General features: G+C 37.5%; 1 protein-coding gene. It reads right to left on the bottom strand.

Going from position 1 to position 1,884, the window contains the following annotated elements:
* Positions 1–184 precede the first annotated feature (184 nt).
* Positions 185–1,828 carry a hypothetical protein gene (locus tag GOU96_RS17325; protein ID WP_005526926.1) on the bottom strand — a complete coding sequence of 548 codons (1,644 nt, stop codon included), beginning with the start codon at positions 1,826–1,828 and terminating at the stop codon, positions 185–187.
* Between the last annotated feature and the right edge of the window lie 56 nt (positions 1,829–1,884).

Here is a 1,884-nt window from a genome sequence, read left to right on the forward strand (position 1 = left end):
GCTGAAGCCAATTTGCCGACGAGCACGAAACTCACAAGCCAAGGGAATAAAGAACAATCATAAACCACTGATTTTGGGTGATTAAGCATAACGCCGCATTAAGGTGTGAGTAGCGCTTGGCTATACTTGAGCGAAGCGAAACTGCCAAGCGTTGCGAATCACTCTTAAATGCTTTGTTAGCCATCTACAGAGTCCAGTCAAGTCCAACAAAGTCTACTATCTCTCCACGTTGCTCAAATGCATTACTACGACTAACCAAGTTAGCTAAACGATATCTAAGCTGAAGTGAAATTGGGCAGGTTACATACACCGAAGAAACTAGACTACTATCGAAGCCTGTAAAATAGCTACCTGTTCCTACGAGCATTGATAGAGAGCTATTTGCATCCAAAAATAACTTGAGCCTATTTCGTGCCACATCTGTGTTTTCCATATATGATACTTTCTGAATACGCTCATATCCATCAGCCCCCCATTTTGGTCTAAGGCTTAAAACCTGATCAAGGATATGACATGCGTGATCAATAGTGTCTACTACGATTAGTGCTTTTTGATTGGCCTTTGATTCAAAATGCTCAACAATTCTTTCAGCCAAGTGATTACATCTAGCAAAATGAAAATTTGAACCAAGAAAGTAAGCCTCATCAGAGATATGCTCAATATCTGTTAGTACAGGAGTTTCTCTCAAAATATGAATAGGTTTCAATACTTCATCTTGTATTGCATGCAATAGGTCATACCCTTGAACTAGTTCTCCAAAAAACTCCTGATCTTTGATGATTGGAGTACTAGTAAATAAAATACGCGTAGATTGTGGAAAGCACTCTTCTAACCTGTTTTTAATAGAGTGCGTATTAAACCCTACCAGTAAGCAATCATCATTAAACAGAAAACCTTCTCTCATCAGCTTTTGCTCTGTAGCGATTACGATATGTGCACTTTTATTATTTAATTCATCACTTAGCCTTTCTGCATATTCACTTTTGTATAAGAGCACGTTTAGGCTATTAGAAATTAGGTGGTAAACTTGGTCTGCAATAGCAACGCGGTCAGTAATAATAAATATTGGTTTTGTTCGAAAAGAATCTAGATTTTTTACTTTTTCAAGATATGACACTAGTGTAACACTTAATCCACTGCCAAGAACTTGATGAACAATCCCAGCTTTCTTATCTGTACATAGTGCTTTTTCTGTCGCTGCTAATGCATTTGATACGATTTCTGAGCGTATATGTTTTAGATATTCTTGAACAGGCTGAGCAACTTTTCGTATTTCTAGGATAGTTACCTTCTTAAAATGATCGCAGCTAACCTCTCTTGATAGCATACATAACAGTGGGTCTAAGATATCGGATATCAATTCCGATACTTCAACTACATCTAATTCAATTGAAAAGTGTACAATTTTATTTCTAAATTTTGTTAGCTGATCAATCTGATCACGAAGATCAGACTTTGCGCTAAGCTCATCTATCGTAAGAGTGATGGCAACACGTTCGATAAGATTTTTAAAGCCAACAGACATGACTTTATCATCATGATCAAACAAGTCGAGTACTCCCGCATTGTCCATTCCCGGCTTATTGCGAAGTATACCCAACCTTTCAACCGCTTTATTCACGTCTTGAAAAACTAAAAACTCGTTGTTTTGTACCAATAATTGTTTAAGCAACAATTCTATTCCATGATGAACCCAGATTATGGATTCTTTTAACAGCCAACCGTCCTCATTCTTTTTCCATTCATTCCAAACTTCATAGCCTCGCTTCAATGAATGGGCTCCATTATCTAATAATCCCATTTTTAAACTGCTATTCTTATTGTTCATTTTTTATCCTTGATGGCTAACGCCCGCCTAAGGGGCTGACAACGCACTAACACTAA

The sequence above is a fragment of the Vibrio sp. R-1 genome, from assembly GCF_035615595.1.
In the GTDB taxonomy this organism is placed as follows: Bacteria; Pseudomonadota; Gammaproteobacteria; order Enterobacterales; family Vibrionaceae; genus Vibrio; species Vibrio cholerae.